Here is a 26,473-nt window from a genome sequence, read left to right on the forward strand (position 1 = left end):
GAAACCACTAGAATCTTCCTCAGACTTTTTTTGTTCCTTCTTTCCAAGCAAATATCTTGTATATAATAAAAGATACCATAAGCCCAATAACAGCGCCTGCTAAGACATCTGTAGGGTAATGTACCCTAAGATATACGCGAGAAAAGCCCATTAAACAAGCTAGTGCTATTAATAATTTCTTATAAACTTTACTTTCTATCATCCTTATAATGACCCCTACTGTGGCAAATGCAATGAGTGTATGTCCCGATGGAAAGGAAAAAGATTGTGGTGCAGCAATACTTAGATTAATATTTTCTATTACTAGAAAAGGTCTATTCCTTTGGATGATGTTTTTTAAGATGAGCTCTCCAGTAATAAAACCTAATAATATGGAGGATAGACTCATGTATCCTAGTTTTTTATGCTTTTTACTGATCATAAGTCCTAGAGATATAATTAACCAAAGCAAACCATAATCTCCTAGTCTAGATAATAAAACCATAAATACATCCAGTGTAGCGTTTTGTAAATATCTATAGACAAATTCCAAAACCCTCAAATCTAAACCCATGAATTTCCCCCTTTTTCTTATACCTATCCGTCTACCACTTTGACATCAAGTATAAAGTGCTATTTATACATAACAAAAAAAGCCTCTATTATTGAAACATAACGTTTTAATAAAAGCTTTTTTTCTTTAAACAACTAAATATTTTGGAACATGCTCGCAAAAGTGACAGGTTTTTGGAGCAGCCCAATCCGTAAAGGATACTGCTTCTAGTTCATATAAGTCCGGTGGTTGTTCATATACTTCTACAAACTCCTCTATAGCATTATCTAAATGTTGATTACATACAACATACATATTTCTCACTCCATCTTTTCAAATAACTATACTAACTAATTATAGGTGTTAACTTAACACAATTATTACCAAATTTTTCTGAAACTGTCCTTCTGAGGGTAGCGAAGGATCTTGGAATAACAAAGAATTCCAATTTATGGTTTAAGTTAACGCTAATGCCTAACTAATTATAGTATTTGTTTATTTTATTAGTTCATACACTGGATCTTTTTCTTTTATCTCTTATCTTTAATTTTATCTTTGATTTTATTCATTATATACCAAAATATGTATTATTACAACGGGTTTGTCTTTTTTCACATGAAACACCCCAAGGTATAGCCTTGGGGTGTATTTATAACACTACTTCTATTTGTACTTCTGCTCCATTTCTAATAACTCTTATTGTAGTACTATCTCCTGGTCGATAGCGGTAAAGTTCTCGAATTAAGTGTCCCATTGTTTCTACTTCATTATTTCCTATACCTATGATGACATCTCCTGGCTTTAGATCATATCTTTCTGCTATGGAGTTAGCTTCTACCTCCACTATATATACACCAGTATCTACGGTTAATCTTGTTCCAGTGAAACCTTCAAAGGCATCAGCATTAATCCCTCGGATACCTAAAAGAACTCTTGTAAACTCACCTTTTTCTATAAATTGATCTACGATAGGTTTTGCTGTATTAATAGGTATAGCAAAACCTAACCCTTCACCAGTTTGAATTTTAGCAGTATTAATTCCTATCACCTGTCCTAATGCATTCAAGAGAGGTCCTCCACTGTTACCAGGGTTGATAGATGCATCTGTTTGGATCAAATCTTCTATTGTCTGTCCTTGTCCTAAAGGAATACTACGATTTAACCCACTTATAACCCCTTGTGTTAAAGTTCTTTCAAAATTTAAACCCAAAGGATTCCCAATAGCTACCGCGATTTCCCCTACCCGCAGTTCATCACTATTACCTAGTTCAGCAGGTACTAAGTTGCCTCCTTCTACTTTGATAATAGCTAAATCCAGCGTTCTTTCATTCCAAAGAACTTCTGCAGGCTGGCTGGTACCATCATGGAAAAGCACCATGACTTCCTCTACGTCTCCATCCCCTACCACATGGGAATTGGTTAAAATATATCCCCTGGCATCTACGATAACTCCTGTACCTAGTCCTGACGCTCTTCTTGTACCAAAGAAAACATCTCTTTGTAATGTTACTGTTGTGATACCGACAACAGAAGGCATCGCCTTTTCTGCTACTGCTGTATATACAGTCAGATCGTGTTGTGGCTCTATCACCACATTAGGAGCTGGTAGATTCACCATGCCCCTTTGTTGTAATATTTCTGGTAAATACATATAGGCTGCTGCTAGAGAAATACTACTTCCTAGAATGGCTCCCATCAATGCCACGATAAAGTATTTGAACTTAGAAGGTTTTTTTGGTTTCGGGTATCTTGGAGGAGGCGGTGCTTGTCTAAGCTCCTCATTAGGAAAAACACTGGTTTTCTCCAATAACTCCTGATCACTGGTCCCATTAGCTTCGCTTTTTTCCTTCTCTTCTTCATGATGGTCATCATAAAAGTTCATAAATCTCCCTCCTTATCCTTCAAAGGCATAAACAGTACTTGCCTTATCTCTATAAGCTAAGTCAATAGAGACATCTTCCCCTATATTAATTTCATGCCTTTGTAATATACCTTTTACAGTTATCATTGCTAACTCTGGAAAGTTGTTTTCTTTGCTCAGATGAGCTAGCAAAACATTTTTTACGTCTTTTTTTACTAAATCTACAATAGCATTTCCTGCCGCTTCGTTAGACAAATGTCCAATATCTGATAGTATTCTACGCTTTAAGTAGTAGGGGTAACTCCCTGCCTTTAGCATATCCTCATCATGGTTCGCTTCTAATACCACTAGGTTAGAATTCTTTATTTTATCTATTATACCCTTATTTACAAAGCCTAAATCAGTGGCAACGCTTATTTTTGCATGACTGCTTTCAAAGGTAAACCCTACTGGTTCTGCCGCATCATGAGAAGTACTATAGGCTAAAACCTTTAACTTCCCTATAAAAAAAGGTTTCTCTGTTTCAAAGAGCTTTATATTCTCCGATGCTATATTTCCAATTTTATCCTTCATGGCTTCCCATGTAGCTTCATTGGCATAGATGGGAACATTAAAGCGTCTAGATAATACCCCTACTCCACAGATATGATCATTATGCTCATGACTCACCAAAATCCCGGTTATACTTTTCGCATCAAAACCAACTTCTTGCAACCTGCCTTGAATTTTCTTTCCACTTAATCCTGCATCTATTAAAAGATGCTCTTCTTCATTAGTAAGAAAATGACAATTACCACTGCTTCCACTTGCTAATGAACAAAAGTAAGTCGTCATAAAAATGCCTCCAACGTAATACACACCTAAAAGGTGTGTATTAATATGTCTTGCTTATCTTAGCTCCTAATGCTGCAAATTTCTCGCAAATTTGATCGTACCCTCTATAGATATAATGGACATTTTCAATTTCTGTTGCACCTTCTGCTGTCAAAGCTGCCACAATTAAAGCGGCTCCGGCTCTTAAGTCAGAAGCTGCCACCTTTGCTCCCATTAGTTTTTGTACTCCTTGAATGATAGCTACTCTTCCTTCTACCTTTACATTCGCTCCCATTCGTTTCAGCTCATCTACATGTTTAAATCTTCCTTCAAAAATAGTTTCTGTTATAACCCCCGTCCCCTTTGCAATCGTTAGTAAGCTACTCATCGGCTGTTGCAAGTCTGTAGGGAAACCTGGATAAACCAGAGTTTTTATATTAACATTTCTCAAAGGATGCATCGCTCTTACTCGAAGAGAGTCTCCGTTCTCTATGATTTCTACCCCCATCTCTCTTAGTTTTGCTGTAATAGCCTCTAAGTGTTTAGGAATAACGTTACTTACAACTACATCGCCTCCTGTAGCAGCAGCAGCGATCATATAGGTTCCTGCTTCTATTTGATCCGGTATAACACTATGCTGGCATCCCTTCAACTTTTTTACACCTTGTATTTTAATTGTATCAGTTCCAGCACCTCTAACCTTTGCTCCCATGCAATTCAGAAAGTTAGCGACATCTACTATATGCGGTTCTTTAGCGGCATTTTCAATAATAGTTACCCCTTCTGCCATCGTGGCAGCTAACATAATATTGATAGTAGCCCCTACACTAGCTACATCTAAATAAATCTCTGCTCCTACTAATTTTTCAGCTTCCACAGAGATAATACCATGCTCAATATTAACTTTTGCTCCCAATGCTTCAAATCCCTTAACGTGCTGGTCTATGGGTCTATTGCCTATACAACACCCTCCTGGATATACAACTCTTGCTTTTTTAAAACGCCCTAAAGCAGCCCCTAAAAAATAGTAAGAAGCCCTTAAGTCTTTGGCAGATTCATAGTCTATAAAACAATTATTTATCTGGCTTGTATCAATCTCTAAAGTATTAGATCCTTTTTTTACAACCTTCGCTCCTAGATCCGTTAAAAGTTTTGACAGTATCTGAACATCACTAATGTTTGGCAGATTTTCTATAGTACAAACATCTGCTGCCAATACTGCCGCAGGTATGATTGCTACAGCTGCATTTTTAAAACCACTAACTTCAACTTTCCCCTGTAGTTTCTTTCCGCCTTCAATGATTAATTTTTCCATAGAGCTTCTGACAAACGTCAGTGGTCACCACCTTCTAAGTATAGTTTAACTATTTATTTATCTAATTCAACAAACTTTGTTATTTTCTTATTCTATAAAACTAAATTTTTTTAGCTGTTATTCATTATAGCATTTCTTCAGGAATTTGATAAGAACCTTTACTGTGGAAATTATAGTTAAAATATCTTATCACACAAAAAAAAGCAGAAAAAGCACTACTAATACTCTTTCTACCTTTGTTTATAAAAATCCTTTATTTTTTTGCAGAAACTTAATCTTTTAAAGCATCTACATAATAAATTTTCCCATTATTTAATACAATTTTCCATGATGGGAAGGCAGTTCCAGATATAATGGTATCCCAAGTGGTAAAATTAAAATCTGCAGGATTAAAATAATACCCTATTTCCATTTCTTTTACTGCAATGCCTTTATCCTCTTTATTATCCAGTAAAATTTCATTCATTTTTCTTAAAAGAGCTTCCGTTGCTGGTATTACTCTTTTCTTTTGTCCATAGATGTTCTCTTGTTCTAGCAGCATAGCTTCCATACCTACAACCTCTGTATGACTAACATAAACATGAACATAACTTTCACCTAAAAATCTACCGTTATAAGTTTGATGATAGACTAATTTATAAAGAGGTATTTCTCCAAATTCTTCAATTAGCCCAAAGTATATTTGTCTTAACACTAAATCCTCTTGCAGAAAATTATGCTGATAAAGAAAGTTATTGCTTATATCAATAGCTGCTTCTTCATCAAGTGGATAGTTTTTTTTATCTTCAGTAACGTTTTTATAAACAAACTTTTTGTTGCTGATAATTTCAAGTTTTTTATTTGCTGCCTTATAAATATTTCCTTCCAGCAACTCAAAGTTTTCCCCTAAAAAATTTCTTGCTAGTTCATAGGGCTCAAAAACCTTATACTTTACCATTAAAACTGGTAATGAAATCACTTCTCGAGGAATTTCTATATCTAGCTGCAAACCGTTATCTGTTAAATAGTTTTCTGCGTTCTTTATATAGGTATCACTAATGATCTGAAGATCTCCTTTATTAAACATATCTTTTTGTATGTGATAAATGAGAAAGATATTTGTTAGAATAAAGGCCACAATCAATGCATTTTTCGCCCTTGACCAGTCCATAATATTTCACCGCCGTTAGTTTACAAGGCTGCTATATAGTAATTTACCGTCATAAGTATTGAAATAATATTCTCTTGCATCTATTTTTATTCTCCATACAGGTACTAGTAATTGTGTGCTAGCTTCCTCGATAGTATCATAATATAAAACTTCAGTCTTAGTAATACTCCTTTCTATGTAACTCAGCACTTCCTTATCACTTTTTGGCTCCTCTACATCTTGATCCTTTAAATAATTATACTTTAATAAGTCAATATGCTCTTCAATGATCTGTTGAGGCAATAAGATTTTACTGTTTATAGGTACATCTGGAAAATTCATTTTTTTCCTAGTAAAGGTCCTATAGCTTTTGACTTTATTTCCGTAAACCTCTATTTCTATAGGGTGTGTCATATTATTCGTATGAAAAACTACTGGTAATCCATCGATCCTATAATTAAAGCCTAAGTAGTATCCCTTATTAACTTGCCTAATTTCTTTTAGATAGGCCCCTTCTGGAAAACCGCCTTCCTGCTGCAACACAAACTCAATAGCCACATCTAAAGCATTCACCACATTGCTACTAGAGATAGACCTAACTTCTTCGTTATACTCTAGGCGACCTCTATTGTTAATTCGAACGCCTTTTTCCCCATATCCATACATAAATACAGTAGCTCCACTGGTTTCTTTGATGGTCTTAACAAAATCCAAACTGTCATCAAAAAAACTTTTTACTTTTTCTGTGACCATAGATTCATCTTTGACATCTATTTCACTTTCTACAAAAATTTCTGGGATAGCAACATCATAGCTTAAGGGCATCAAAGTAGGGTTGCCTACATCAATAAAAAGAGGATAGTATCTAATATAACTACTATCTTGTAGCTTATCTAAAAAGCTTAACAATTGTCGGTCTTCTTGATAGTTTTCCATCCTAACTTCAAATACATTATTGTCTTTTCCAACAATATAGATAACACCTCTGTTTAAGGTAGGAATTAAAATTTTTCTGATTTCCTTAATATTGTTGACAATCTTATTATCTACTGTATCAAAAACAGAAGCTACTAAAACAGAAGGAATATTTCTACCAAACTCCAACTCAACGGACTTTAACCAACTATTCTCTTTATATCTTTCTAAAGTAGTAGGTACTACCTCTACATCTGCTGTAAAATATTGAAACAAAATGCTCCTACTAGCTTCCCAAACCTTTTCTACATCAGAAGAAATAATCGTATAATAACTGTTACCAAAACTAACTTCAACTCTTTCTGGTATAACTAATTCATTACGTATTTCTGTGATTTTTGCTGTTTGTTTTTCTTTAAATGAAGCTTCTGACTGTAACATTTTTATAGGTGAGTAGAACCATATCTTTTGAGTGAATACAATGCTCATTATGATCAATATAGCTAGTATAAGGGTTTTCATTTTTTCCCTACTCATTATAATCACTCCGAAAACGATTACTTATTTTCTGTATTTACAATACTCTTTAACCTTTCTGTAGAAGATGTACTGGCAATACTTTGTTCCACTTGTTTTTTTACATCATCAATATCCTTTACCTCTACTGTACGGCTTATAGTATCTTCCCGACCGTCTTTATAAACTGCAGTAAAGTCTATTTTGTTTAATCCTTTTCTCAGTTCCACCTCTGCCCAACCTCTTTGCAAAGCTCCTACTTTTATCTCTATAGGATCGTAGGCAGCAACATAATTTTGTTTACTAGTAGCTACACTAGTATTGTAATATACGTCTATTGTCACAGTCGTACCTTCAGGAGCAGTAAAAGACAAAACCATATTTCTATCACTAGCTACTATATTCCTATTAGGAGTGAGAATTTTTAAGGTTTCCTGCTCTACTTTAGCCTCCTGTGCAGTTGATGTATCATTGTTACCATAAACTACTGCACTTGATCCACCAATTATTAAAAGTACAACTGTACTGACGATTAATTTTTTCATCATATGGACACCTCCTGTCAAACAGCTAAATGTGTTCATAATTATTATACAAAATTTATATTACAATCATATTACATAGAAATTAAAAATAAATTACATATTTTTTCCTACAAAACACTTAGCTAAGTGCTAAGTTCTCCTCATCTACTGTTGGTAAAGTAATCATTACCGTCGTTCCTTGTTTTTCTTCTTCACTAAAAATTTTTATACTACCTTCATGAGCTTCTACAATTTGTTTTGCAATAGATAAGCCTAAACCCGTGCCCCCCATTTCTCTAGAACGAGCCTTGTCTACCCTATAGAATCTTTCAAATATTCTTGGTAAATCTTTCTTAGGTATGCCTATTCCATTATCTTTAATAATAATTTGAACAAAATTGTTTTTTAGTTCAACCTGCACTTCTATTTGTCCTTCTTCAGCAGTGTATTTAATGGCATTACTAAGAATATTTAAGATAACTTGTTCTATGCGGTCCTTATCAGCAAAAACATGCACCGTATCATCGCAAATTGTATAATTAAAATGTTGTCTTTTATTTTTAGCTGAAACTTCTAATTTTAGTACAGCATTCTTAACAATATCATTTATATCGATTTCCTTTTTATTCCACTTGCCTTGCTTGTAGTCTAAATTAGATAGTTGTAGCAAATCTTGTACTAGTCTAGTCATACGATCAGATTCACTTACTACTACATCTAAAAACCGTTTTGCTAAAGGTTTGTCTTCTATCGCTCCATCCAACAAGGTTTCCGTATAGCTTTTAATCGTTGTTAAAGGGGTTTTTAGCTCGTGAGAAACATTGGCAACAAATTCTTTTCTCATATTTTCCAATTTTTCATACTCTGTAATGTCTTGTAATAGCACAACTATTCCTTCCAAATAATCATCTTCTCTTATGATTGGAGCATACTTGGCTCTAAGCTTCAATCCTTCTTGCATATCAATGGTTTCATTACCATACCATTTTTCTTTTGTACTTAAGTAATTAAGTGTTAACTTATTGTTTAACGGTAAAAAAAGTTCGTCAAAACTCTTTTTCTTTAACGTCTTTTCATCTATTTTTAACATTTCTATGGCCACTGGATTGGCATGAATAATCTTACCTTCAGCAGTAGTGGCAATTAATCCGTCTGCCATATTATTAATAATCGTATCCATTTTTTTCTTTTCATTAGATACTTCCAGCAACACAGCTTTTAGTCGTGCTGTCAAGTGGTTAAACATGCTGGCTAGCTGGCCTATTTCATCATCGGACTTCACTTCTACTACCTGATCAAAGTCTCCCTTTGCCATTTTTTCTGCCTTGATGGTTACATCATTAATAGGCCCTGTAATACTTTTAGCTATAAAATATCCTAAAACTATAGTGATCAACAGTGCCAGTATAATTGCTCTTGTTAAAATAAACTTAGATTGATCTAAGGTTCTATAAATATCTTCAAGATTTTGTCGTAAGTAAATAATTCCCGTAATACGACTATGTTCATCATAAAGAGGAAACACCATATCTTTTGAACTCCTGGGCCCTTCTTGCTGAGATACAATATCCTTAATTTCTCCGTGGAATCCAGCTAAAATCAAATCAGAATCTAATATATACGTAGCATTTTGATTCCAATAGGATAAATTTGTGCTAGAAATAATGGTAAAGTCATTGTTTTTCTCTATTACATAAATCTCCATACCCATTTTTTCATAGGGACTGATATTTTTTTGTATTTCGTCCTTATTGTTCTGCCAATCTATTTCCTCTAGGGTCGTCATAAAACTACTAGCAATTTGCGTGAGGTTTCCCTTCACTACCCCTAAGTGATACTGCTCAAATTGCTGTATAATAAACACACCTACAATAACCATTGCAATGAATACTAATAGAAAATAGATAGTTATCATTTTAAACCGTATACTTTTAAACATATCATGCCCTCCTAAAGTAATAACCCACTCCTCTTTTGGTCAGTATATACTTAGGACTACTAGCAAGATCCTCCACCTTTTCTCTAAGCCTTCTTATGGTTACATCCACCGTTCTTATGTCCCCATAATATTCGTACCCCCACACTTCTTTTAAGAGTTGTTCTCTAGAAAACACCTGTTCTGCTTGTATTGACAAAAACTTTAACAGTTCAAACTCTCTTGAAGTTAGTTCTATAACAGTGTTCTCCTTTTTTACCTCATACTTATTGAAGTCAATCACTAATCCGCCTGAAGTAATGATGGCATTATTCTTTTCACCAATGATGGTATCTTTTCTTCTTAGGTTTGCTTTAACCCTAGCTAGTAGCTCCCTCATGCTAAAGGGCTTCGTTATATAATCATCTGCTCCCATTTCCAAACCCAGTACCTTATCGACTTCTTCTTCCTTAGCCGTCAACATTAATATAGGTGTAGAAAAACATTCCCGAACTTTTCGACATACTTGAAAGCCATCTAGTTTAGGAAGCATAACATCTAGTAAAATAAGGTCTGGATTTTTATTGGTTACTTTATGTAAAGCTTCCTCTCCATCATAAGCTATTTCAATCTTATAACCTTCTTTTTCTAAATTATATTTTAAAATATCTGCTATCGGCTTTTCATCTTCCACGATTAATATCTTTGCTTCCATCTTACATCCCCCTACATAGATTATAATGTTAATAAGTTCTACTTTTTTACTTCTTTTCCTGCAAAAGATTCACATTGATTTTTGTAAAAGTTTATCCTATATATTAATAAGCGGAGAATTTGTGTTCTCCGCTATCACAGCTATCGAAACAAGTGCATGAAACTTTGTAGGCTTTTTCCTTCACCTAAGGATTCTATGATCTCTATCAAAGCTTCTTCTCCATAGTTTTCTACAAAGTTTCGTACTATTCTAAATGACTGCGTATAAGCTAAATATTCATCAAGCTGATAAAACTCATCTCTTAGCATTTCTATTGTATAGTCTATTTCTGTAACTTCTTTACCCCACTCATAACCATCTACCTTATATTCAAAATAAAGACTTACACCTTCAGTAAACCAAATGGGAAAATTTCCTTTTCCAACATGGTCTGTAAAAAGGTGAACCAATTCATGTAATAAAGGTCCTTCAGAATAAAAAGCTCTTGTCATGTCTTCATCACTTCTCACCCATTGTCTTGGATTTAAAAGGTGAATTGTATTCCCATAGTAAACCCCCATTGGAGGTGTTCCCTTACCCTGCATTGTAATATCCATAAAAGCACCTATATCATCATATAATAAGATCATGATTTTTTCTTGAGGTTTGTACTGAAAAGCCTCTACCACCGACCCATACTTATCTTCTGCTGTCATTGTTACTAAATCAATAATTTCTTCATCAATCCCATCATCATATCGAATAATGAAGTGATCTGTAGTAACAAAGTCATAGCTACGGGTTCTATAGGACACAATTCTATTTTCAACATCTCTCACCATAGGACGAAAGGCAGTAACTAAGTTGTTTTGTTGTCCATGGTAAAATACAAACCCCATCATTAATAAGGCAATACCAAACAAAAAGAAGTTTATAGAAAAAAACTTCTTTTTGTCTATATTCATCATACAAATACCCCCTTTTTTGTCTATCTAAGAAATGTATTTGTGGGGTAAACTGCCCTTTCATTATACCATAAAGACCTAAGCCCTATCCTTGAGAATTAATGGCATTTCTTCCTATTAGACTATCACTTTTTTCGACTGTTTGCATAACTTAGTATAAGAAGAATAGTTTCTTTAGTATTGAAAATATGCACTTAACCAGACAACTGGTTAACATTATATTTTTATCAATAGTTTAAAAGGGGGACATAATGTGTTTAGTTATTCAAATATTGTGGAAGATCTTGTAATTGAAAGGTTAATGAATTCTAATGGAGAACACATCCCTGTTATTATTACCGGAGATAATTGCGGTTGTGACGACTTAGAAAAGTGTATTAAAGAATTAGGCGGCGTTGTTAAACATAGATTATCTATTATTAACGCTGTAGCTGCCTATATTCCTCCTGTTGGCGTAAGAAGTGTTGCTAGAGATAAAACCATCAACAAAGTTCATTTTGATGATATGGTATTTAAACTAATGGATGTTGCATCAGTTACAGTAGCATCAGACTATGCTAATGAACATGGTCTTACAGGTAAAGGTGTTACTGTAGCCGTAGTGGATACAGGGGTACACCCCCATAGCGACTTAACCACACCTAATAACAGGATCGTAGGCTTTGTAGATTTTGTGGATAAAAAAACAGCACCCTACGATGACGATGGTCACGGTACCCATGTTGCAGGAATCGTTGCTGGAAATGGATTTGCTTCTCAGGGAAAATATATGGGTATTGCTCCTGATGCTAATATTGTTGGGGTAAAGGTGTTAAATAAAGATGGAGGCGGTAATATCTCTGACGTTATTGCCGGTATTCAGTGGGTCATTGATAACAAACAACGCTATAATATTAGTGTAGTGACACTGTCTTTAGGTACAAAAGCAAAAGTTTCTTATAAAGAAGATCCTTTATGCCGAGCTGTTGATAAAGCCGAAAGTCATGGTATTACAGTCGTTGTAGCTGCTGGAAACAGTGGACCCGAAGCCTCTACAATTAATTCTCCTGCTATTAGCCCCAATACAATAGCAGTAGGCGCATGCAATGACCGTACTGCCAGTACTCCTAGAGATTGTAAAATTGCCGATTTTTCCAGTAGAGGTCCTACACCTGATGGCTTAAAAAAACCTGATATCTTAGCCCCTGGTGTAAACATCAATTCTTTAAGTAATAAGGGCAATGGATACCACAGTCTATCTGGGACTTCAATGGCTACCCCCATTGTAGCCGGCTGTGCTGCCCTATTATACGAAAACAATCCTAATCTTACCCCCTCACAGGTAAAAAGAATGATGACGGAAAGTTGTGTAAACCTAGGTTATGGATCAGAGGTTCAAGGAGCAGGCTTATTAGATATTAAAGATATCATGAGCAAGTCAAAGATCTCTCCTCAACCTCCTAAAAGAACTCCTCAAGATAGGCAACAAAATACTAAAGGTATATTTTCCATATTTGATGGTTGGTTCTTTGTTATCTTAATTGTAATATTGATTTTAATTTTATAATAAAAAAATAAAAGCGACCTTTTGGTCGCTTAGTATTTTACAAACTGTAGTGGATTAATAGGCACACCATTTTTTCTTACCTCAAAGTGCAGATGAGGCCCCGTACTTCTTCCAGTACTGCCTACCTTAGCTATTTCCTGGCCTTTGAATACTCTATCTCCTTGTTTTACCAAAATCCTGCTTGCATGGGCATAATAAGTTTGATACCCATTCTCATGATCTATAATAACAAGGTTGCCATAAGCACCTCTACTACCAGCAAAGGAAACCCTTCCTGCATCAGCAGCCGTTATCGAAGTTCCTGTAGGAGCACCAATATCAATACCTTCATGTCTTCTTCCCCATCTGGTTCCAAATCCAGAAGTAAGTGTCCCTCTAGTAGGTCGTACAAAAGCTCCTGTAGCAACCGTCGCTGGCCTTTCCTTTATACCCTCTGCGATTACTCTTGTAACAGGTTCTTCCAATATGATCTCTTCTAGCACTTCGTGGCCAGCAAAAACACCATTTTCCTTTACTTGATAACCTTTGATCTCTCTTTTTCCCTCTTCACCCTGAACAGTAATCTTTTTGTCTCCCTTATAGAGAGCTTCTGTTTCAACATATTCTGTTTCAAAGGGAATCGTTTCTACTAACTCCATATACTCTTTTGTTGTTACTGTTACATAAGGCTTTGGCACCACTAAATTAATTTTTTGCCCGATTTGAAGACGTTCTGGATTAATATCTGGGTTTGCCGCAGTAAGATTTTCCATTGATAAGTCATACTGCTGTGCTATGACCCAAGCACTTTCTCCAGAGGCTACTTCGTGAGTTTTTACTTCATTAGTTCCTTTTGTAATCAGTTGGAAAACTTCTTCTTTGTTTTTAACCTCTGCAAGGTTAACCCCGACTTCTTTAAGCTGGACTTTTTCATTAAATCCTATGTAATCATACGCTAACTCTTCATTGGTAAATAAACCTTTTATTTCGTCTAATATGGCCTTTGCTGTCAAATCATCCTTCACAAAAGCTATTTCTTCTCCTTCAATGACAATAGCTGTCGCCTTTACCTTCATATCCAACAATCTTTTAATATTATGGATAATCGCTTGCTTATCTGTCAACTCTTGCTTTTTAGCTTTTGTCTCTATCCATTCAATATCATTTGGAACAAGAAATTCATGACCATATAAAGTTTGAACTTCTTTTTTTACATCCTCTATAGCTTCAGCAAACTCTTCTTGATGTTTTACAACTGCTAAAACTTTGCCATTCAATTGTGCCTCATAGGCTTTCCCCGCGGTTAGTATAAATCCTACAGCAATTATGGTACATAGGATAACAGTAACTGTAGCAGCTTTTTTATCAAGTTTATTCTTAAGTAAGTTTTCACCATAATTTTTCACTTTACCACAAAGGCTTAATAATCTTTGGTAAATTTCCATCCTGAGATCTCCTCTCGTGGGTCAAATCCTGTGTAACAGGATAGTTTCATCATTTGTTTATACTTTTGTAACATGTCTGTAATAATATCCTTTACTATTATATACTAACGTTTTACTGTTACACAACCCCAAACTTATGTTCTTCGAGTTATTTCTTCAGTATTATAGCCTTTTTTGTAAAATATTATTACAATTTATCATAGTTTTATATTCAACCATTGCTGAAACAGTTCACTTAAATCTTTCTCAGTATTCTTTCTACAGATATCATAAAAATCTTTCGTAGTAGCATTTTTAAACTTAAAGGCTTCAAAATATTCCCTCAAAGCTTTAAAAAATGCCTCATCTCCCATATGATCTCTTAGTTCTTTGATAAACATAGCACCTCTACTATAGACAATACTGCTATATTGCCATGAACTATCAAACTCCTTAAGACTTCTTAAAATTCCTTCTTCCCCATCTGATTCAACATCTATATAATTTTCATATTGTGCTTTAATCATTTTTTCGTAAATTTGATCTTTTATATGGTGTCCATATTTTTGTTCAAAATACATTAAAGTTGTATATTCTGTCAAAGCTTCATCTAACCAAGGCTCTTTTACCTCATTATTCCCTACAATGCCATACCACCACTGATGAGCTACCTCATGAGCTACTACATATTCTAAAGGAAAATCCTCCTTCATCTCATATAATTCTTGACCAATCATAACTACATTAGGATACTCCATTCCTCCTATAAAAAAATCACTTGCTACAATAGATAATTGTTTATAAGGATAGATGCCAAAAAGATTATTAAATATTTTTAAAGAATCCAATCCATATTGCAGTGCAGCCTCCCCCTTGTGACCTTCAATAGAATAGGAAATCACTTTCGTATCACCTAGAGTGGCTTCTTGTATTTCAAAAAATTGACTTAAAATCATTACAAAATTTCTAACCAATCTAGCTTCTATTTTATAAGTATTCTTATCCTTTCCTTCTTGTATTTTTATAATATTTCCTGTTGCAGCGATTTTATATTCCTTTGGTATAGACATCTCAACATTATATTTAGCTACTTCACTATAGAAGGGATCTCCTATAGCATAGTAAGGATCCAGATTCCATCCTTTTTCATCATATACCGCAATGATAGGAAACCAATTGGTAATATTAACAGTATTTTCTCCATAACCCATTCGACCCACAGCATTTGGCAGCTTCACTATAAAATCTATAAAAAGCTGTAGTGTATCTCCTGGTTGTAAAGGTTTTTCAGGAGTTATTCTTAAAACAGTATCGGCTTCTCCCATGATTTTATACTCAATAGGTTTTCTTCCCTGCTTTATATTGATAATCTCTATATATCCAGGATTAAAACCATTGGGGTAAGCCCTTTGCATTTCTTTTTCTTCAAAAGGAACCTGTTCTTTTTGTTTAAAGGCATTTGGATAGAGGTGCAGATAAATATCTGCAAGTTCTCCTCCCTGTTGATTTCTATAAACAATTTTTTGACTACATTCTACGCTCATATTCTCTTCCATAAAGACTGCTGTCATTGTATATTCTGTTAAATTTTCTTCTCCATGATAAGACGTCGTAACCCTTTGGATTTGGGTAGTATCCCATACATAGTGAAGAGATACGGTAAAAAATAACAAACCAAAAACTAAGACAATTAATTTTAATTTTCTATTAATCTTCAATTTTTTACCTCCTAATTCAAGACTTCATAAGCTATTAAAATTTTATTTTATATTCGAGATTTTATTACAAAAATCCGTTTATAAATCGCCTACTTATAGTTATAATGTTAACTACATATCATTAGCGTTAACTTAAACCATAATTTGTCATCCTGAGTGGAGCAAAGAGGAGCCGAAGGATCTTAGTCTTAGTAAAATCACAGTTCGAGAGGATTTTGCTAATAATTGTATTAAGCTAACGCCTATGAACTACATATTGATTTTTATAAAAATTACTATATAATGTTCTTTTAGGTGAAGAAGTACTGGTTCTGTCACCTAAAAGAAATTTTATAATAAATATGATATAATATTAAAGTAGATAAAAAATTTTGGAGTGATGATCATGGGTTTTATAAAAACTACAAATTCTATAGATTTAGGAGATACCCCTATAGAAAATATTTTTATCGATGTCTATATGCCAATTGCCAATGGTACTTTTGTAAAAGTCTATTTGCTTGCATACAAATATGCCTGTGATAGAGATATGAAGGAAAATGCTAACAATATAAACATTGCTAAAAATCTTGATATTCCTTTATCTGATGTATTAGCAGCCTGGGACTTTTGGGAAAACAAAAAAATCATTAAAAAGATTCCTTTGTCTACAGAAAATGAATGGGACTATTCGATAGAGTTTTTTAATCTAAAACAACTATACATAGACAATAACTATAAATCCCTTCAAACTTTGAATCAAGAGGATTCAGAACCAACATCCTATACCTGTTCTACAAGAGAATTAATAGAAGCCAATAAGGTGCCTGAGATTAAGCAAATGTTTATAGAAATCAACAAAATTATTAACCGCTCTCTTGTACCCAATGAAAAAATGCAAATATTAGAATGGTTTCATCAGTATAACATTGATCCGCCCTTAGTGATCAAAGCCTATAACTATTGCCGTTATAAAAAAAATGTCCGCAACGTAAAATATGTAGCGGGTGTTATTAGAAACTGGTATGATCAAAATATCACAACAGTAGAACAGCTTCAGGAACATCTTGCAAACCAAGGGGAAAGATATAGTCTATATGATCGTGTATTTAAAGCTATGGGTTTTATGTATAGAGAGCCCTCCGAAGTTGAAATGAAGATTATGGATAAATGGTTGGATAGCCATCAATTTACTATAGATGTTATATTGAAGGCTTGTGAAAATTGCAGTAAAACATCTAATCCTAATATTAATTATATTGATAGTATTTTATCAGATTGGCACAAAAAAGGTATTGCAAAGGTAGAGGATATAGATGCAGAAAAAGAAAAGCAAAAAGAACAGAAAAAAGAACCTTTGCCTATTTCTTCATCTAAAACGCAGCAAAAAATAAAGACCAAGTTTCATTTATCGGAAAGCAGAGGCTCAAGGTATGATGCTAAAGAATTAGAAGAACTATTGTTAAATCGTTCTAAAAACAAACAATAGAGGTGAATCTTTGTGAAGAACCAATTTATTAAAGATATTTTAAAACAGTATGAAAGAAAAAGAGATCATAATAAACAAACAAAAGAAAATCGTCTTCAGGAAGTATATCAGAAAGTACCTGAAATAAAAAAAATAGATGAAGAAATTAAAAAAACAGCACTTTCTTTATCTAGAATACTGATCAATGAGCCCAATAATCCCGAAACAGTTCTGCTTGAGTTAAAAACTATCTTGGAGAAGTTAAAGCAAGAAAAAGCAATTCTTTTGACAGAAAATAATATTCCTTTAGAATATCTACAGGATCAGTTTCATTGTAGTCAGTGTAAAGATACAGGTTTTTCAGCCTCGGGAGATAAATGCACCTGTTTTAAACAACAGCTCATTAACTATACCTATTCCATGTCAAATCTTACAAAGTCACTAGAGAAAGAGAACTTTCATACCTTTAATATTGATTTATTCACTGAAGAATCCTTTGAAGGTCAACAGCAATCTCCTAGAGAGAATATGCTGCATATTTTGAATACTTGTGAAGGATTTGTCTTTAACTTTGATAAGGATAATGAAGAAAATCTTCTTTTTTATGGTGCTACAGGCTTAGGGAAAACTTTTTTAGCTAACTGTATTGCAAAAGCCTTACTAGATAAGGGTAAAATGGTTGTCTATCAAACAGCTTTTAAAATTTTAGAGATACTTGAGGACCTCCGATTCCACAATGCCAATGATAAAGAAAAAGTACACCTTTTGTTTGAAGCGGATCTTCTTATTATCGATGACCTAGGCACAGAAATGACAAATACCTTTACTAACAGTGAACTTTTTAATATTATTAACAGCCGTCTGTTGGCCAATAAAAAAACCCTTATTTCTACCAACTTAACCCCTAAGGAAGTTATTGATCGATATGATGATAGAATTTCTTCTCGTCTCTTCTCAAGGTACACGATATTAAAATTCTATGGCAAAGATCTACGATGGGAATAAAAAAAACTTACATCTAATATAGATGTAAGTTTTTTTTAATTGGTGACCCCTAGGGGAATCGAACCCCTGTTACCGCCGTGAAAGGGCGGTGTCTTAACCGCTTGACCAAGGGGCCAATAAAATTCAGCAAAACCCAGTATTCCTCACCAAGCTCTGCCGAATACTTTGGCTTAATGGTGACCCATCCGCGACTCGAACGCGGGACACCCTGATTAAAAGTCAGGTGCTCTACCGACTGAGCTAATGGGTCAAATCCTGCTCACAGTTATATATAATAATATAAAAAAGGACATCTGTCAACGATTTTTGTCGAAAAAGAAAAAAGCACTTTTAAAAAGTGCCTTTACCTTCTAAAAAATAGATTCTCTTACAATCGTTTGATTTCTCTTAGGTCCTACAGATACGATTTTTACTGGTAGTCCCACATACTCCTCTATTCTAGCTATATACTTCTTAGCGTTTTCTGGTAAATCTTCGTATCTTTCAACTTTTGTAATATCTTCTTCCCATCCATCAAGTTCTTCATAAACTGGCTTGCTTTTTCCTAATGCTTTTAAGTTAGCAGGAAAATGCTCTGTTACTTTTCCATCGATTTCGTATCCTGTACATATTTTAATTTTTTCAAAGCCACTTAGTACGTCTAATAGCATAAGAGAAATACTTGTAAGTCCATTAATTCTAGTAGTATATTTCACCATTACCCCATCAAACCACCCACATCTTCTTGGTCTTCCTGTTGTAGTGCCAAACTCATTTCCTTTTACTCTAATTAAGTCTCCCACTTCATTGTCTAACTCAGTAGGAAAAGGTCCTAATCCTACTCTTGTTGTATATGCCTTTACTACGCCAATAATTTCTTGTAGTTTATTTGGCCCTATACCAGCTCCTATACAAAATCCTCCTGAAGTTGGGTGAGAAGAAGTAACATAGGGATAAGTCCCTAAATCGATATCCAATAGTGTTCCTTGGGCTCCTTCAAACAAAACCTTTTCTCCTGCACTCATAGCCTCATGTACAAGAATCGTAGTATCGGCTACGTATTGTTTAAGTTTTTCTGCATATTCACAGTAGGTTTCATAAATTACGCTTTGATCAAAGCCTTGGCTACCATAAATTTTTTCAATAATTTCATTCTTTCTTTCTACCTGACGAAATAATCGATCTTTAAAAATCTCTTTATCAATCATTTCTCCTAAACGTATACCAGAGCGTTCTATCTTATCCATATAGCAAGGACCTATTCCTTTTTTTGTTGTTCCAATCTGATCTTCTCCCCTTGCCTCTTCTTCTAAAGCGTCTAGTTTTTTATGATAAGGGAAAATAACATGTACCCTTTCATCTATTCTTATATTAGAAGTATCAATTCCTTGTGCCTCTAAAATTTCTACTTCTTTTAAAAAGCCTTCAGGATCAAAAACCACGCCGTTTCCAATAATATTGAGTTTATCTTTGTATAGAACACCCGAAGGTAGTAAATGAAATGCATATTTTTTATCTTCTACAATAACTGTATGTCCTGCATTATTTCCCCCTTGCGCTCTTACCACAACTTTCGCCTTACCTGCCAAATAATCAATAATTTTTCCTTTTCCTTCGTCACCCCACTGGGCTCCTATTACAACCACTGACGGCATACTTCCCACCCCTATATCTCTTTATTTTTTATAACCAATAGGAAATTATACACTTTATAAATTGTGGATAAGTTATAATTTCCGTTATTGGTTTCAACAAAGTCACCCTTTAAATCTTCCAAAGGAAGACTTTGTTCTAATGAATCTATAACTAATAAGAAAACAAGTCAACCTCTTCTCTAAAAGGACTAAATACCCGTTTCTTTTTGCTGTGATTTTTTAATATTTATAATAAATAGAAAATTTTAAACATTATAACTATTATTGCGTAAAAGTTTTTTGTTATAGATCTTCATCTTATTTATAAATTTTTACCGCTTTAAAATTTTATTCTTATTGTTCTTTATGTATCGAACAACACGTATTAATATTATCATATATTCAGAGTATAGTCAACAAATATACGAATGTTAATAAGGTCATTTGTAATAACATTCGAATTAGGCAAAAAAATTATGCTCTAGATCTATCCGTTACGGCACACTGACTTGTAAAAATCTTATTGCAACTTATTATAAATTAGTTTGTATATAAAAATCATAGGCGTTAACTTAATATAATCATTACTAAATTTCTCTTAAACTGTCCTCCTGAGCGTAGCGAAGGATCTTGGAGTAGCCAAGGATGACAAATTATGGCTTAAGTTAACGCTAAGGATATAAAAATAAAAAGGCTAGGTGTTTATCCACCTAGACCTTATTTTCTACTATTATTCCCCTTTTGATTCAAAAAACTTATTTAAGTCTTCCACTAATTTACTTACATCAATTCCATGTACTTTTCCAGCATCTGCAATGCTTTCCATTGTTGCACCTGGACAACCAAGGCAATGTAATCCATACTTCATGAAGACAGCGGCACTATCTCGATCTTGTTGTAGTACCTGCATAATAGTCATGTTTTCTGTAATTTTAGCCATAACTCATTCCTCCTCCAAATCCCGTTAATTGTATAAAAATAGCGTTTTTGTAATCTTTTATACTATATACATTTTTAATGTTACCATTTTTGACATACTTTATCAACTATTATGTGGATTTTTTTCAATATTCTTCTGATATTGTCCACATTTTCCATAATTATACACATTCTTATGGTGGATAGTGTGGATAATTATGTTAGTTGTTCTGCATAATGTGCTTCTTTTGTTATGCACATATGTTTATACTGACTTAGTAATATTGTTCCCTCTTTTTTAAAAAATTGTTGATATTCTTCTAGATCTTCTCTGTCAAAAACTTCCAAGTTTTGATCTTCAAATTCATCATATTTTATTTCCTGTAGCTGAAATCCACACTTTTCATAGCATTTTTGAGCTCGCTTATTAAATACTGCTACCTTTAAATTTAACTGTCTCATTTTCATATTATCAAAATAGTATTCTAAAAAACCTTTTAAAGCATCTGTACCATACCCTTTATTTATGTAATTAGGATCAAATACGATGCCTAATTCACTTATTCTTCTAATCCATTTAATATTTCTAAGAGCTATATATCCAACAAACTGATTTTCCAAATTACAAACGCCAAAACATTTTTTAGATAAAGTATACTTTTTATTTCTATACCAATATTCTCGTTGAAGTTCGCTCATCACAGGAAAGTTATAGCTTCCCAATAGTGGATCTTCATGTTTTCCCCAAAGCTGCATAGCATCTACCTGCTGTCTTTCAATCTCTGTAATATAAGTTAATTTCCCCCTAGCAACAATTATCATTTCTATCCTCCGCCTAAAGTCATTCTTCTGACCTATAGCCATCATAGTTTAAAAATTTTTGATATTCTCCTGCCCAGTAAAGTTCTACAGATCCTGTTTCACCATGCCGATGTTTTGCAATAATGACTTCTGCAACATTTTTTTTATCACTATCGGGGTGGTAATATTCATCTCTATATAGAAACATCACCAAATCTGCATCCTGTTCAATAGCTCCAGATTCCCTTAGATCTGATAAAATAGGTCGATGGTCTGCTCTTAGCTCTGGTGCTCGGGATAATTGAGATAGAGCAATCACGGGACAATCTAATTCTTTTGCCATTACCTTTAGGTTTCTAGATATAGCTGAAATTTCCTGCTGACGATTTTCTGTTCTCCCATCTCCCTGCATTAATTGAAGGTAATCCACCAATACTAAATCTAATCCTGCCTCCAGTTTTAATCTTCTACATTTTGACCGCATCTCTGTAATACTAATACCAGCAGTATCATCAAAGTAGATATTGGCTTGAGATAAAGGCAGCATGGCAGCTGCAAGCTTTGTCCATTCGTCCTCATTTAAATTTCCATTTTGTATTTTATTTAAACTTACCATAGACTCTGCCGCTAACATTCTTAGCATCAACTGTTCTTTAGACATCTCTAAACTAAATATAGCTACAGCTGCTGATGCTTTGATAGCAGCATTCTGGGCTAAGTTCAAGGAAAAAGCAGATTTACCCATAGCAGGTCTAGCTGCTACCAATACTAAGTCAGATTTATGAAAACCACTTAGTTTCTTATCTAAATCAGCAAAACCTGTTGTTAATCCAGTAATACTTGCTTTGTTTTCATATAGTTCTTCAATTTTATCAAAGGTTTGAGATAGTACAGTTTTAATGGGAGTAAAACCTTCTTGATATCTGTTCTGAGAAATATCATAGATGTTTTTTTGTGCTAACTCCAGTACTTCTGGTACTTCCATATCTGGATTAAAGCTTAAGTTGATAATCTCTTCGGAAGACCGAATCAGCCTTCTTAGGGTGGCCTTCTCTTCTACAATATCTGCATAATACCTTACATTTGTGGTAATAGGTACCGCCTCTGATAAACTATTTATATAAGGTATTCCCCCAATAGCCTCTAAAGTTCCTCTTTTTTTCAACTCTTCCGTTAGGGTGATTAAATCTACTGGTTCTTCTCTATTAAAGAGGGTGTACATAGCTTCAAAAATTTCTTTATGGGCTTCCTTATAGAAGTCCTCTGGCTTAATTACTTCTAAAACCACGATAATAGATTCTTTATCCATCAGCATAGAACCTAAAACCGATTGTTCTGCTTCTATGTTATGGGGTGGTACTTTAAGTGTATTCATTCCCTCCATAAAAATTCCTCCTAAATAAAGGTTGGAGATTCTCTCCAACCCTTAAGTTTTACTCCTCTATAACATGAACTTTTAGTTTTGCAGTAACACCAGGTTGTATTTTTACTTCCAGGTACTTTACGCCCAATTCTCTTATAGGATCTGGTAAAACAATTTTTTTCTTATCTAGTTTAATACCATGCTTTTTATTTACCAGTTCGCTAATATCTTTGGAGGTCACAGATCCAAAAAGTCTTCCACCTTCCCCCGCCTTTGCCTTTAATTCTACCGTAATTTTTTCAATTTTAGCAGCTAAGTCTTTTGCCTTTTTCAACTCTTCTTGTTGTTTTTGCTCTTTCGCTTTATTTTGCTGTTCCAATGTTTTCATATTTCCACCAGTAGCTTCTACTGCTAAGTTTTTAGGGAATAAAAAATTTCTTGCATAACCATCACTAACGTTAACAATGTCACCTTTTTTTCCTTGGCCTTTTACATCTTGTAATAAAATAACCTTCATATTACTCTTCCCCCTCGTCAAAATATTCTTGTATGGTAGTTTCTAATTGTTTCAATGCTTCTTCCATAGTAACACCCTCCAGTTGAGCACCTGCCACGGTTAAGTGACCTCCGCCCCCCAGCTTTTCTAAAATCACCTGTACATTGATATCACCCATAGATCTACCACTTATAACTATCATTGTATCATCTTTCCTTCCCAAAACAAAAGAGGCCCTTATACCTTTTATATTTAGGAGTTCATCTGCTGCTTGAGCAGCAATAAGTTGAGAATCTTCTCCTTCTTCTTCATAAGTAGATATAGCAACCATTTCTTTAATAACCTTTGCTCGTTTGATTACTTCTCCTTTTGAAATAATGGTATTTAAATCATCTTGAAACAATTGTTTCACAGAAGTGGTATCTGCCCCTGCTCTTCTTAATAAAGCAGCAGCTTCAAATGTTCTCACTCCTGTTTTAAAAGTAAAGTTCTTAGTATCAATAGCAATCCCTGCTAAAAGTGCTTCTGCTTCCAGCAGCTCTATATTTATTTTATCATCCATATAAAAGAGTATTTCTGTTACTAATTCACTAGCAGAGGATACATAGGTTTCATGATAGTTTAGTACTGTATTTTCAATAAAATCAGTTCCTTTTCTATGGTGATCTATTACTACGATCTTATCCGTTTGTTTTAGTAGCTCAGGACACTCTGTGAAATTAGGTCGATGCGTATCTACCACCACTACTAAAGAAGTAGAATGAACCCTTAGTTTCGCTTCTTCACAAGTAATAATATTTTTTTTATATTCTTCGTTTTGTAAAATTTTATCATAAAGACACCCTATAGCAGGATTGTTCCCATTCAATACGATATAAGCTTCCTTGTTTCTATTCTTAGCAGCTCGGTAAATCCCCATGGCAGAGCCCAAAGCGTCTAAGTCTGCATATTTATGCCCCATGACAAAAACATTATGGCTCTGTTCTATCAACTGCCTTAATGCATAAGCAATCACACGAGCTTTTACTTTTGTCCTCTTTTCTACTGCCTTTGTTTTTCCACCATAAAAACTTATTTTATCATTTTTCTTTACCGTTGCCTGGTCTCCGCCTCTTCCTAGAGACAAGTCTTTTGCTGCATTAGCAAATTCAAAACTTTGTAGAGGAGTGCTACCCTCTGTCCCTATCCCTATGCTTAAGGTAATAGGAATTTTGTTTCCTGCATTAATCTCTCGAATTTCATCTAAAATATCAAACTTCTTAGTTTCTAACTTTTGTAAATGCTGCTTTTCAAAAACTGCAATATATTTATCATTTGCATATTTTCTTATAAAACCATTGATCCTATTGGCCCATAAAGTTAGCTTATGATCAATTTCCGCAATCACTAAAGGTCGGTGAGCGTCCTCTGTACCTTGCATTACCTCATCAAAGTTATCGGCTTGCACTAATGCTACTACTATTTTTTCTTCATTATATTTCTTCTTCAAAATTTCATAGTCAGTTTCTTCAATCCAGTATAGCATAATAACATAGGTAGCTATATGATTTTTTTCTGACTTTATAATATTATATAAAACATTGAAATTTCTATTGTTAATATTTGCCTTCTTTACTATATTATTTTTTGATTGTAAAATATCTTGAAGCTCAAAGTTGGCTACAATATCTTCTATATTTTTATCTAATAATCCTTGGTTATCCATAACTTCTAAAAACTTTCGATTATACCATTTAATCGTTCCATCGATCTCTACCATTGTCAATGGTATAGGCATATTCAAAATAGATTGTTTTGTGACTGAGTCAATGTCAGAGGATAGCCCCTCTATATAACGGGTCCATTCTTCTCTTCGAATGTTAGTAGTTTTTAGATTATAGTAAATCAAGTAGCTCAATACAAATATTCCTACTAAACCTATGATATAATTATAGAAGGAAATGATAGCAATAAGAAATCCTATAATAAAAATATATATTCGCGTGTCCGGCACCAACATTTTAAAAAATCTTGAGTTTTTCATCTGCCTTTGCCTCCCACAAAATATTAATCGTTTCTTTTCCTAATCCTTCTCATATCTATCATAGCATCTAATAGTCCTATCATAGCTACCAATGTCATTAGCGGACTAACAAAAATCAGTAGTATTAAGATAAATATCCTTAAAAATTTAGGAAAGTTTCTTTTTTTTAATACATAATTCATAAATGATATACCTTGTAAAAAGAAAACTACTACAAAAATAAGCGTAGCATTAGCAATCAAACTATTATGATCAATGCCTTCAATATATCTTGTCATCAAAGATAAAAGAAAAATAATGAATGATCCTAACACAATATTTCCTGGAAGTTTAAACCCTTCAAATCCATCCAACTTATAGGGACTAAACTTAAGTCTATTCATAATAGCTACTGCTAAATAATAATTGATGAAGGCTCCTATTATAGATTGAATAATAATTAAACCCGGCAAAATCATCATGAAATAGTTAATTGCCTCATGAATATCTACAGAACTTACGTTCACTGCCCTCAGCATTTCTACCTGATGATCTAATACTTCTCCAATCATTCTACCCATTTCTTCGATAATATGTATTCCACTAATCATAGAAATAATTTGTATTATTAAAAAAATCGAAAATACCGATGCTGCTGTACCTACTCCTATAACTTGAAAAGGGTTTTTTTCATACTTCATATAGTGTCCCATAACTAGGGCAATGGGTGCTATTATCACAAAAATAAACACTGTATAGAGCATCCCTGTTAGTAAGCCGATAAGTAAACTAGCTACAACAAGGGAGATTACTGTATAACTTGTACTATACTTACATGATAAAATCATAAAAGGAACTGGTAAAACAAATAGTAAAACAGATAAAAATGGAATATATAAAGTGCTTATTACAAAAAAACATGTAATAGTTACCATTAATGCTGCTTCAATGAATGCCTTTTTATTACTAAAATCCTTCACTA

23 protein-coding genes and 2 tRNA genes are annotated in these 26,473 nt (G+C 33.9%); 3 read left to right on the forward strand and 22 right to left on the reverse strand.

Annotation, left to right across the window (positions count from 1 at the left end; translation table 11 throughout):
* Window positions 1-19: 19 nt before the first annotated feature.
* The 11 genes from CACET_RS19000 to CACET_RS19045 all read right to left on the reverse strand — a co-directional run bounded on the left by CACET_RS19000 (window position 20) and on the right by CACET_RS19045 (window position 11,182).
* Window positions 20-553, reverse strand: a complete 534-nt coding sequence (locus CACET_RS19000) for a phosphatase PAP2 family protein (RefSeq protein WP_044825646.1) — start codon at window positions 551-553, stop codon at window positions 20-22.
* A gap of 126 nt (window positions 554-679) precedes the next feature.
* Window positions 680-847: a CxxH/CxxC protein gene (locus CACET_RS20035; RefSeq protein ID WP_082058267.1), complete on the reverse strand. Its 168-nt coding sequence runs from the start codon at window positions 845-847 to the stop codon at window positions 680-682.
* Window positions 848-1,181: 334 nt separating this feature from the next.
* Entirely contained in the window at window positions 1,182-2,414 is a 1,233-nt protein-coding gene (gene htrA, locus CACET_RS19005; RefSeq protein ID WP_082058268.1) for a serine protease HtrA, read from the reverse strand.
* Window positions 2,415-2,426: 12 nt separating this feature from the next.
* Complete coding sequence (locus tag CACET_RS19010; protein WP_044825647.1) at window positions 2,427-3,227, reverse strand: MBL fold metallo-hydrolase; 801 nt, start codon at window positions 3,225-3,227, stop codon at window positions 2,427-2,429.
* A 40-nt stretch (window positions 3,228-3,267) separates the two neighbouring features.
* Window positions 3,268-4,521: a UDP-N-acetylglucosamine 1-carboxyvinyltransferase gene (locus tag CACET_RS19015; protein WP_044825648.1), complete on the reverse strand. Its 1,254-nt coding sequence runs from the start codon at window positions 4,519-4,521 to the stop codon at window positions 3,268-3,270.
* A 271-nt stretch (window positions 4,522-4,792) separates the two neighbouring features.
* Window positions 4,793-5,671, reverse strand: a complete 879-nt coding sequence (yycI, locus tag CACET_RS19020; RefSeq protein ID WP_044825649.1) for a two-component system regulatory protein YycI — start codon at window positions 5,669-5,671, stop codon at window positions 4,793-4,795.
* A gap of 15 nt (window positions 5,672-5,686) precedes the next feature.
* Window positions 5,687-7,102 carry a two-component system activity regulator YycH gene (gene yycH, locus CACET_RS19025; protein ID WP_044825650.1) on the reverse strand — a complete coding sequence of 472 codons (1,416 nt, stop codon included), beginning with the start codon at window positions 7,100-7,102 and terminating at the stop codon, window positions 5,687-5,689.
* A gap of 20 nt (window positions 7,103-7,122) precedes the next feature.
* Window positions 7,123-7,629, reverse strand: a complete 507-nt coding sequence (locus CACET_RS19030) for a hypothetical protein (RefSeq protein ID WP_044825651.1) — start codon at window positions 7,627-7,629, stop codon at window positions 7,123-7,125.
* Between the two features lie 115 nt (window positions 7,630-7,744).
* The gene (locus CACET_RS19035; protein ID WP_044825652.1) at window positions 7,745-9,544 is read right to left on the reverse strand and encodes an ATP-binding protein; all 1,800 of its coding nucleotides are present in this window, start codon (window positions 9,542-9,544) and stop codon (window positions 7,745-7,747) included.
* A 1-nt stretch (window position 9,545) separates the two neighbouring features.
* Window positions 9,546-10,235, reverse strand: a complete 690-nt coding sequence (gene yycF, locus CACET_RS19040; RefSeq protein WP_044825653.1) for a response regulator YycF — start codon at window positions 10,233-10,235, stop codon at window positions 9,546-9,548.
* A gap of 140 nt (window positions 10,236-10,375) precedes the next feature.
* Window positions 10,376-11,182 (reverse strand): peptidase MA family metallohydrolase, encoded by an 807-nt coding sequence (locus tag CACET_RS19045; protein ID WP_044825654.1) that lies wholly within the window; start codon window positions 11,180-11,182, stop codon window positions 10,376-10,378.
* Between the two features lie 250 nt (window positions 11,183-11,432).
* Here CACET_RS19045 and CACET_RS19050 point away from each other — a divergent pair, with 250 nt between their 5' ends.
* Window positions 11,433-12,725, forward strand: coding sequence for a S8 family peptidase (locus tag CACET_RS19050; protein WP_044825655.1), 1,293 nt, complete (start codon window positions 11,433-11,435; stop codon window positions 12,723-12,725).
* A 29-nt stretch (window positions 12,726-12,754) separates the two neighbouring features.
* Here CACET_RS19050 and CACET_RS19055 read toward each other — a convergent pair whose 3' ends face one another.
* Together CACET_RS19055 and CACET_RS19060 are read right to left on the reverse strand one after the other, a co-directional pair.
* Window positions 12,755-14,149 (reverse strand): M23 family metallopeptidase, encoded by a 1,395-nt coding sequence (locus CACET_RS19055; RefSeq protein WP_044825656.1) that lies wholly within the window; start codon window positions 14,147-14,149, stop codon window positions 12,755-12,757.
* 197 nt (window positions 14,150-14,346) lie between these two features.
* Window positions 14,347-15,846 (reverse strand): M1 family metallopeptidase, encoded by a 1,500-nt coding sequence (locus CACET_RS19060; protein ID WP_044825657.1) that lies wholly within the window; start codon window positions 15,844-15,846, stop codon window positions 14,347-14,349.
* Between the two features lie 385 nt (window positions 15,847-16,231).
* Between CACET_RS19060 and CACET_RS19065 the strand changes: the two genes are divergently transcribed.
* The gene (locus CACET_RS19065; RefSeq protein WP_044825658.1) at window positions 16,232-17,314 is read left to right on the forward strand and encodes a DnaD domain protein; all 1,083 of its coding nucleotides are present in this window, start codon (window positions 16,232-16,234) and stop codon (window positions 17,312-17,314) included.
* 12 nt (window positions 17,315-17,326) lie between these two features.
* Window positions 17,327-18,298: an ATP-binding protein gene (locus CACET_RS19070; protein ID WP_044825659.1), complete on the forward strand. Its 972-nt coding sequence runs from the start codon at window positions 17,327-17,329 to the stop codon at window positions 18,296-18,298.
* A gap of 40 nt (window positions 18,299-18,338) precedes the next feature.
* On the opposite strand, the gene CACET_RS19075 is transcribed toward CACET_RS19070, so the two are convergent.
* The 9 genes from CACET_RS19075 to CACET_RS19115 all read right to left on the reverse strand — a co-directional run bounded on the left by CACET_RS19075 (window position 18,339) and on the right by CACET_RS19115 (window position 26,471).
* Window positions 18,339-18,413 (reverse strand) — tRNA-Glu (locus CACET_RS19075).
* A gap of 59 nt (window positions 18,414-18,472) precedes the next feature.
* Window positions 18,473-18,548: transfer RNA gene (locus CACET_RS19080), tRNA-Lys, on the reverse strand.
* 100 nt (window positions 18,549-18,648) lie between these two features.
* Window positions 18,649-19,932: an adenylosuccinate synthase gene (locus CACET_RS19085; protein ID WP_044825660.1), complete on the reverse strand. Its 1,284-nt coding sequence runs from the start codon at window positions 19,930-19,932 to the stop codon at window positions 18,649-18,651.
* Window positions 19,933-20,641: 709 nt separating this feature from the next.
* Window positions 20,642-20,851: a DUF1858 domain-containing protein gene (locus tag CACET_RS19090; protein WP_044825661.1), complete on the reverse strand. Its 210-nt coding sequence runs from the start codon at window positions 20,849-20,851 to the stop codon at window positions 20,642-20,644.
* Window positions 20,852-21,045: 194 nt separating this feature from the next.
* On the reverse strand, window positions 21,046-21,651 hold the full coding sequence (locus CACET_RS19095) for a GNAT family N-acetyltransferase (protein WP_242846948.1): 606 nt from the start codon (window positions 21,649-21,651) through the stop codon (window positions 21,046-21,048).
* Window positions 21,652-21,670: 19 nt separating this feature from the next.
* Complete coding sequence (gene dnaB, locus CACET_RS19100) at window positions 21,671-23,014, reverse strand: replicative DNA helicase (protein WP_044825662.1); 1,344 nt, start codon at window positions 23,012-23,014, stop codon at window positions 21,671-21,673.
* 49 nt (window positions 23,015-23,063) lie between these two features.
* The gene (rplI, locus tag CACET_RS19105; protein WP_044825663.1) at window positions 23,064-23,510 is read right to left on the reverse strand and encodes a 50S ribosomal protein L9; all 447 of its coding nucleotides are present in this window, start codon (window positions 23,508-23,510) and stop codon (window positions 23,064-23,066) included.
* 1 nt (window position 23,511) lies between these two features.
* Window positions 23,512-25,512 (reverse strand): DHH family phosphoesterase, encoded by a 2,001-nt coding sequence (locus CACET_RS19110; protein ID WP_044825664.1) that lies wholly within the window; start codon window positions 25,510-25,512, stop codon window positions 23,512-23,514.
* 23 nt (window positions 25,513-25,535) lie between these two features.
* A complete protein-coding gene (locus CACET_RS19115) occupies window positions 25,536-26,471 on the reverse strand; it encodes a YybS family protein (protein ID WP_044825665.1) in 936 nt (311 codons plus the stop codon).
* Window positions 26,472-26,473: the final 2 nt, after the last annotated feature.

Source organism: Clostridium aceticum (assembly GCF_001042715.1).
GTDB classification, from domain to species: domain Bacteria; phylum Bacillota; class Clostridia; order Peptostreptococcales; family Natronincolaceae; genus Andreesenella; species Andreesenella acetica.